General features: G+C 45.1%; 7 protein-coding genes. 1 reads left to right on the top strand and 6 read right to left on the bottom strand.

Annotated elements, in window-relative coordinates; all coding sequences use genetic code 11:
- Positions 1–10: 10 nt before the first annotated feature.
- Positions 11–832, bottom strand: coding sequence for a tetratricopeptide repeat protein (locus ACMJ0U_RS07755; protein ID WP_417129359.1), 822 nt, complete (start codon positions 830–832; stop codon positions 11–13).
- A 108-nt stretch (positions 833–940) separates the two neighbouring features.
- Between ACMJ0U_RS07755 and msrA the strand changes: the two genes are divergently transcribed.
- Positions 941–1,426, top strand: a complete 486-nt coding sequence (gene msrA, locus ACMJ0U_RS07760; protein ID WP_417129361.1) for a peptide-methionine (S)-S-oxide reductase MsrA — start codon at positions 941–943, stop codon at positions 1,424–1,426.
- 60 nt (positions 1,427–1,486) lie between these two features.
- Here msrA and leuB read toward each other — a convergent pair whose 3' ends face one another.
- The 5 genes from leuB to ACMJ0U_RS07785 are packed head-to-tail and all read right to left on the bottom strand — an operon-like array spanning position 1,487 to position 7,634.
- On the bottom strand, positions 1,487–2,548 hold the full coding sequence (gene leuB / locus ACMJ0U_RS07765) for a 3-isopropylmalate dehydrogenase (RefSeq protein ID WP_417129363.1): 1,062 nt from the start codon (positions 2,546–2,548) through the stop codon (positions 1,487–1,489).
- A 12-nt stretch (positions 2,549–2,560) separates the two neighbouring features.
- The gene (locus tag ACMJ0U_RS07770; protein WP_417129364.1) at positions 2,561–4,093 is read right to left on the bottom strand and encodes an alpha-isopropylmalate synthase regulatory domain-containing protein; all 1,533 of its coding nucleotides are present in this window, start codon (positions 4,091–4,093) and stop codon (positions 2,561–2,563) included.
- Positions 4,094–4,111: 18 nt separating this feature from the next.
- Complete coding sequence (leuD, locus tag ACMJ0U_RS07775) at positions 4,112–4,708, bottom strand: 3-isopropylmalate dehydratase small subunit (RefSeq protein ID WP_417129366.1); 597 nt, start codon at positions 4,706–4,708, stop codon at positions 4,112–4,114.
- 12 nt (positions 4,709–4,720) lie between these two features.
- Entirely contained in the window at positions 4,721–6,118 is a 1,398-nt protein-coding gene (gene leuC, locus ACMJ0U_RS07780) for a 3-isopropylmalate dehydratase large subunit (RefSeq protein WP_417129368.1), read from the bottom strand.
- A 19-nt stretch (positions 6,119–6,137) separates the two neighbouring features.
- On the bottom strand, positions 6,138–7,634 hold the full coding sequence (locus ACMJ0U_RS07785; RefSeq protein WP_417129370.1) for a 2-isopropylmalate synthase: 1,497 nt from the start codon (positions 7,632–7,634) through the stop codon (positions 6,138–6,140).
- Positions 7,635–7,801 lie beyond the last annotated feature (167 nt).

Here is a 7,801-nt window from a genome sequence, read left to right on the forward strand (position 1 = left end):
TTATCAAATGCTATTTACATTGTTTCAGTTTTTCAGCCAATTCAGCCCGTGACACTCCCAGCTCCAATGCTTTTTCGTATGCCTCTCGTGCTTCTGTCTTTCTTTTCTGTTGCAAATAAATATCTCCCTTCATCACATAACAAGAAGCATCCCGCGGGTCAAGTTTCAAGACCTCATTCAGATCAAACAAAGCAGCCTCCACCTGCCCATTTTCCCACTCCATATTGGCACGCATCCGAAGTATGGATACATCACGGGGATAGTCCGACACCAACAGGTTCATAGCGTCCATCGCCGACTGATGCCGTCCTTCTTTCTCATCCAGCATGATAATCCCGATACGTGCTGTCTTGTTCTTTACATCCTGCTCCAGCACCACATTGTAATCCACACGCGCTTCTTTATATTCGCGACGTTGCATGTAAATATAGGCACGAAAAAGACGGGCCTCCAGATTCTTCGGTAGAAGGTCTATCACATTACAATAGTCCAGATAAGCCTTTTGCAGCAAGTCCTTTTCCAGATAAAGAGCAGCCCGATTCAACAACATAGTGGTAGAATAAGGAATAATATTCAATGCCAGGGTGTAGGATTCAATGGCCTCATCCGTCTTTCCCATGCGCTTCTGCACCGTACCCAAATTCGAAAAAAGCAGGGCATTCCGGGCATTATCCGGTTCCATTTTCAGCGCCTGCCGGAAAAGACGTTCCGCCTGCACAAGACTGTCCTTTTTCACACAGTCCATTGCCTGCTCTACCACATCATTATATGACTGGGCCTGCAAAGGAAGACTAAGTATCCATACACAAAAAATCCACACAATGTATTTCATTTCTTCTTTCGTTTGAATTTGCGACGAAGGTAGTATTTCTTCCTCTAACTCAGGAGGAATTACAATATTTTTTTGTAAGTTTGAACAATCATTAAACAGACTATCATCATGAAAATAGAAAAAGCCATTTTTGCCTGCGGATGCTTTTGGGGTGTACAACATCAGATGGAACGAGCCAAAGGAGTTGTTCGCAGCACAGTAGGATATACAGGAGGAAAAGAACAGCACCCGACCTACCAGGAAGTAAAAGCACACTCTACAGGACACGCCGAAGCCGTATTAGTGGAATACGATACAGAACAGACCACCTACGGTAATTTATGCAAACTCTTCTTCGAGATACACGACCCGGCACAAACAGACGGACAAGGCCCTGACATAGGTCCGCAGTACCGAAGTGAGATTTTCTACCTGAACGAAGCTCAGAAAGCGGAAGCAGAAACAATCATCCAGCTGTTAAGAGAAAAAGGATACGAGGTAAATACCCGCCTCACTCCTGCATCCGAATTCTGGCCAGCAGAAGATTATCACCAGCACTATTATGACAAGACAGGAGGAGAACCTTACTGCCACATCCGAATCAAGAAATTCTAAACATAAAAGGGAGGCCTGCCATGAAAGCGACCTCCCTTTCTTTTTGCTGTATGTCCTGCCTTATGCTTTTTTAATATAGTCTACAATCCAGGCACCGACTTCTTTCGTTCCATATTTCGCTCCACCTTCTACTTGAATTTCCGGAGTGCGTACATTGGCGTCCAAAGAAGCATCCACTGCACGACGGATAAGGGCACCTTCTTCCTTACAATCGAAATACTCGAACAACATGGCTACGGAAAGAATCTGTGCCAGCGGATTGGCAATATTCAATCCCTTCGCCTGTGGCCATGAACCATGAATCGGTTCAAACACCGGTGTGCTCTCTCCTGTAGAGGCAGAAGGCAACAAGCCCATTGAACCACTAATCACTGACCCTTCGTCTGTCAAAATATCTCCGAAAGTATTTTCTGTTACCATTACATCAAAGAACTTGGGTTCCTGAATCATCTTCATGGCTGCATTATCCACAAACATGTAGTCAGTTGTCACTTCCGGGTACTGAGGAGCCATTTCCTGTGCAATCTGGCGCCACAAACGAGAAGAAGCCAGTACATTGGCTTTATCTACTACGGTCAGGTGTTTACGGCGTTTCATCGCATATTCAAAGCCAACTTTCAGGATACGTTCAATTTCCGGACGAGTATACATGTTCGTATCGTATGCCTTGTCATTATCCTGGTATTTTTCACCAAAATACATACCGCCAGTCAGTTCACGGATACAAAGAAAATCTGCTCCATCCACCAGTTCGGCTTTCAGCGGAGATTTGTGTACCAGACACTTGAAGGTCTGTACCGGACGAATATTGGCAAAAAGTCCCAATTTCTTACGCATAGCCAACAATCCCTGTTCCGGACGCACCTTTGCAGTCGGGTCATTGTCAAATTTCGGGTCACCAACCGCAGAAAACAACACTGCATCGGCATGCTTGCAAATCTGATAAGTTTCTTCAGGGAACGGATCACCCACTTCATCAATGGCATGTGCTCCACAAAGGGCATATTCATAGTTTACCTTGTGACCAAATTTCTCACAAACGGCTGTCATAACGTCTACTCCTTGAACGGAGATTTCCGGTCCGATTCCGTCACCGGCTAATACTGCTATTTTAAAATCCATAATTGTATGCTTTTAATTTAAATCTTCTATCATGTTCAACATTTTAATTGTAGCCTTGATGGCTGCCTCCGTCTGGTCGGCATCAAATCCCCTTGTACGGAACTCCTTATCTTCATAATTCCACGTAATCACAGTCTGTACAAAGGCATCCGTACGCCCGCCAGGAGGAATCGTCACAGCATAGTTCAGCAACATCGGGAATTTTCTTCCTAAAGTTCCTTTATATATCTTACGCAGCGCACGTACAAAAGCATCATACTGTCCGTCGCCACTGGAACTTTCCTGATACGTTTTCCCATTAATCTCAATGCTAAGCGTAGCCATCGGCTTCAATCCCTTGGCAAGGGTTACAAAGTAACTAAGCAATTTTACCTTATTCTGTATGCCATCGTGCTTCAACACGTCACTGATGATATACGGCAAATCCTCAGGAGTAACCAGTTCTTTACGGTCGCCCAGTTCAATGATTCGCTCGGTTACCTTGCGCATAGACTCTTCATCCAGTTCCAGCCCCAGGCTCTCCAGATTCTTGCGGATATTAGCTTTACCAGAATTTTTTCCTAATGCATATTCACGCACACGGCCGAAACGTTCCGGAAGCAAATCGTTAAAGTAGAGCTTATTCTTGTTGTCTCCATCGGCATGCACTCCGGCCACCTGTGTAAACACACTCTCTCCCACAATAGGTTTGTTGGCAGGAATTGTCACACCGGAATAAGATTCCACTACCCGGCTGACATCATTCAGACGACTTTCATCAATACGCGTAATGGCATGAAAATGGTCCTTCAAGATAGCCTGTACACTGGCCAGAGGAGCATTACCGGCCCGCTCTCCCAACCCGTTGATGGTGGTATGCAGTCCTTTCACCCCACTCAATACAGCTGCCAGCACGTTACTCACAGCTAAATCATAGTCATTGTGCGCGTGAAAATCAAAGTGAAGGTCTGGATAACGCTTCTTCATTTTACGCATGAATTCGATGACCTGCAAGGGGTTGAGAATTCCCAAGGTGTCAGGAAGCATGAAACGACGGATACCGCTGTCGCACAAACCATCTACCAAACCAAACACATAGTCCGGTGAGTCCTTGATGCCATTACTCCAGTCTTCCAAATACAAATTGACCTCAAGTCCTCTTTCGTGTGCATAGTCTATCGTATTCCGTATGTCTTCCAAATGTTCCTCCAAGGTTTTCTTCAACTGATAACGGCAATGCTTTTCTGAACCTTTTGAAAGCAGGTTAATAACTTGTCCTCCTGCATTATGAATCCAGTCTACCGACATCTTTCCGTCAACGAATCCCAGAACTTCCACCCGCTGCAGTAAACCTCTTCGTGCAGCCCAGTCACAAATCATTTTTACAGCATTGAATTCACCATCCGACACGCGGGCTGAAGCAACTTCGATTCGGTCTACCTTCAAATCTTCCAGCAACAAACGGGCTATCATCAACTTTTCGTGAGGCACAAACGATACGCCACTGGTCTGTTCCCCGTCGCGTAACGTAGTGTCCATTATTTCTATTCTCGGATGATTATTCATAATCACTCTTTTTTACAGTCAGTTGCGTGCCTTTTCAAAAGCCTCAATCTTATCTTTGTTCTCTACCAAAAAATCAATGTCATCCAGTCCGTTCATCAGACAATGCTTCTTATATGCATTAATTTCGAATGTTTCAGACTTTCCGGTTGCCTTATTAGTAATGGTCTGCGCTGGTAAATTCACTTCCACTTCCGTTTGAGGATTGGCTTCAATTGAGGCAAACAGTTCTTTCAGAAACTCTTCGCTCACTACTACCGGTAAGACAAAGTTATTCAGTTCATTATTCTTATGAATATCAGCAAAGAAGCTCGAAACTACTACCCGAAAACCATATCCGGCAATAGCCCATGCAGCATGTTCACGGCTGGAACCACTACCAAAGTTCTTTCCAGCCACTAAAATCTGTCCGCTGTATTTAGGATTGTTCAGCACAAAATCCTTGTTCAACGAACCATCCGGATGATAACGCCAATCGCGAAACAAATTGTCTCCGAAGAATTTTTCATCGCGTGTAGTTGCTTTCAGGAAGCGTGCCGGAATAATCTGGTCGGTATCCACATTTTCCAATGGCAAAGGGATACAAGTACTTGTTATGATATTGAATTTCTGTTTCATGACACTCATTTTTTACATTAATGTTCTTGGGTCTGTTATCACACCGGTTACGGCAGCAGCAGCAGCGGTCAACGGACTTGCCAGCAAGGTACGCGAACCCGGTCCCTGGCGTCCCTCAAAGTTTCGGTTACTTGTAGATACTGAACATTTTCCGGCCGGAATCTTATCGTCGTTCATGGCCAGACAAGCGGAACATCCCGGCTGGCGGATTTCAAATCCAGCTTCCTCCAACACCTTGTCAAGACCCTCCTGACGAATTTGTTCGTCTACCATCCAAGAACCCGGAACCAGCCATGCAGTGATATTATCAGCTTTCTTTCTTCCCTTCACGATAGAAGCAAACGCACGGAAATCTTCAATACGTCCGTTAGTACAAGCTCCTAAGAACACATAATCCACTGTTTTGCCCAGCAGACTTTCACCCGGCTGGAATCCCATGTACTGCATGGATTTTTCAAAAGAGCCTTTTTCAACTTCGCTCATGCCTTCCGTGGTAGGAATATTCGATGTAACAGCCATACCCATTCCCGGATTGGTTCCATAAGTAATCATCGGCTGAATATCTGCGGCGTCATAACGCACTTCTTTATCAAACACGGCATCGGCATCACTCTTCAATGTTTTCCAGTAAGCCAGAGCCTTATCCCAATCCTCACCCTTCGGAGCATATTCACGTCCTTTGATGTATTCAAAGGTCACTTCATCCGGAGCAATCATACCTCCACGAGCTCCCATTTCAATCGACAAGTTGCACAATGTGAGACGACCTTCCATTGTCAGACTGCGAATGGCTTCACCTGCATATTCCACAAAATATCCGGTTGCACCGCTTGTGGTCATTTTCGACATCATATACAATGCTACGTCCTTTGCCGTAACACCTTTGCCCAGTTTACCGTCAATCGTAATGCGCATGGTCTTGGGACGTGCCTGAAGGATACACTGTGAAGCCATTACCATTTCCACCTCACTGGTACCGATGCCAAAAGCTACTGCTCCCATCGCTCCATGAGTAGAAGTATGTGAGTCACCACACACAATCGTCATGCCCGGCAGTGTCAGTCCTCGTTCCGGACCTACCACATGGATAATACCGTTTTTCTTGTTCATCATTCCGAAATGCGTCAATCCGAAATCGGCCGCATTCTTAGCCAGCGCATCTACCTGTGCCTTAGATACAGGGTCTTCGATAGGTTTGTCCTGGTCATGAGTCGGTGTATTGTGGTCCGGCATACAATAGATACGTTCCGGACGGAAGCACTTCAATCCACGGGCACGCATTCCGGCAAAAGCCTGCGGACTGGTTACCTCATGACAGTACAGACGGTCGATATACAACTGGGTAGGTCCGTCTTCCACCTTCTGCACGATGTGTGCATCCCATATTTTGTCGAATAATGTATTAGCCATACGTTTCTCGTTTAATTTATTATTTTCTGAATTTATTGATACAATCGATATATGCTTCTACTGATGCGGCAATGATGTCGGTATTTGCGCCAAAGCCATAATACATCTGACCGTCATATTCCACCTGCATGTGTACTTTACCCACATCGTCACTACCCTTGCTGATGGCCTGAATAGTGAACTCTTTCAAAGTCATCTGGCGTTTGATAATCTGTTTCACAGCCTTGATAGCGGCATCCACCGGTCCGTTACCTGTAGCAGCAGCTTCGAAATGCTCTCCGCTGATGTTCAGTCCAAGACTTGCTACCGAACGAACGCCCACACCACTTGTCACTTGTAAGTATTCCAGTTTGATATGATGGTTCACATTACGGTCGGCTCCTGCCAATACCAAGATGTCATCATCTGTAATATCCTTCTTCTTGTCTGCCAGTTTCAAGAAATCTTCATATACTTTATCCAATTTTTCCTGAGTCATTTCCACACCCAATACATGCAAACGATGCTTCAAGGCTGCACGTCCGCTACGGGCTGTCAGCACAATGGCATTGTCATCTATACCCACATCCTTAGGGTCAATGATTTCATAAGTCTGCACATTTTTCAGCACACCATCCTGATGGATACCCGAAGAATGTGCAAAAGCATTACGTCCCACAATGGCCTTGTTAGGTTGCACCGGCATGTTCATCAAGCTGGATACCATGCGGCTGGTAGGATAAATTTTCTGTGTATTGATGTTAGTGTCAATCTGAATGTCATGATGGCAGCGTAAAATCATGGCCACTTCTTCCAACGAGGTATTTCCGGCACGCTCACCAATACCGTTAATGGTTACTTCTACCTGTCGGGCACCGTTCAGCACACCGCTGATAGTATTGGCTGTAGCCATACCCAAGTCGTTATGACAGTGAGTAGAGATAACCGCTTTATCAATCCCGTCTACATGCTCCATCAGGTATTTGATTTTTGCACCATATTCATCAGGCAGACAATAGCCTGTGGTATCCGGAATGTTTACTACCGTAGCTCCGGCCTTAATCACAGCTTCCACTACGCGTGCCAGATATTCATTGTCCGTACGTCCGGCATCTTCAGCATAAAATTCCACGTCGTCTACGTAACGTCTTGCGTATTTCACGGCAGCGACTGCACGTTCAATAATTTCTTCACGGGTAGAATTGAATTTATACTTGATATGCGAATCAGAAGTACCGATTCCCGTATGAATACGTTTATGCTTGGCATATTGTAAGGCTTCCGCAGCCACATCAATATCTTTCTGCACGGCACGGGTCAACGCACAAATGGTAGGCCAGGTCACTGCCTTTGAGATTTCAATAACAGAATTAAAATCTCCCGGACTTGAAATCGGAAAACCGGCTTCAATTACATCTACGCCTAATGCTTCCAACTGTTTTGCCACCTGAATCTTTTCCACTGTGTTTAACTGGCATCCCGGTACCTGCTCCCCGTCGCGAAGAGTCGTATCAAAAATAAATAATCTGTCACTCATAATATTATCTTTTTATTTCTTGTTATCTCAAAAAAAAGCCTTTCACACAAGGAAGTGAGAAAGGCTTGATATAATTTCATTTTTACTATCAGTATGCGCACGACTCACTTCCCACCGGGCTCTCCAGCAGATTAATCAGACCGCATAGCAAAATATGTAAAAACAGG

The sequence above is a fragment of the Phocaeicola sp. genome (genome assembly GCF_048170425.1).
In the GTDB taxonomy this organism is placed as follows: domain Bacteria; phylum Bacteroidota; class Bacteroidia; order Bacteroidales; family Bacteroidaceae; genus Phocaeicola.

Bases quoted from the DNA above. Each gene is read 5' to 3' on its own strand.
- leuD (WP_417129366.1), bottom strand. From the start codon at position 4,708: ATGAAACAGAAATTCAATATCATAACAAGTACTTGTATCCCTTTGCCA.
- msrA (WP_417129361.1), top strand. From the start codon at position 941: ATGAAAATAGAAAAAGCCATTTTTGCCTGCGGATGCTTTTGGGGTGTA.
- leuC (WP_417129368.1), bottom strand. From the start codon at position 6,118: ATGGCTAATACATTATTCGACAAAATATGGGATGCACACATCGTGCAG.
- ACMJ0U_RS07770 (WP_417129364.1), bottom strand. From the start codon at position 4,093: ATGAATAATCATCCGAGAATAGAAATAATGGACACTACGTTACGCGAC.
- ACMJ0U_RS07785 (WP_417129370.1), bottom strand. From the start codon at position 7,634: ATGAGTGACAGATTATTTATTTTTGATACGACTCTTCGCGACGGGGAG.
- leuB (WP_417129363.1), bottom strand. From the start codon at position 2,548: ATGGATTTTAAAATAGCAGTATTAGCCGGTGACGGAATCGGACCGGAA.
- ACMJ0U_RS07755 (WP_417129359.1), bottom strand. From the start codon at position 832: ATGAAATACATTGTGTGGATTTTTTGTGTATGGATACTTAGTCTTCCT.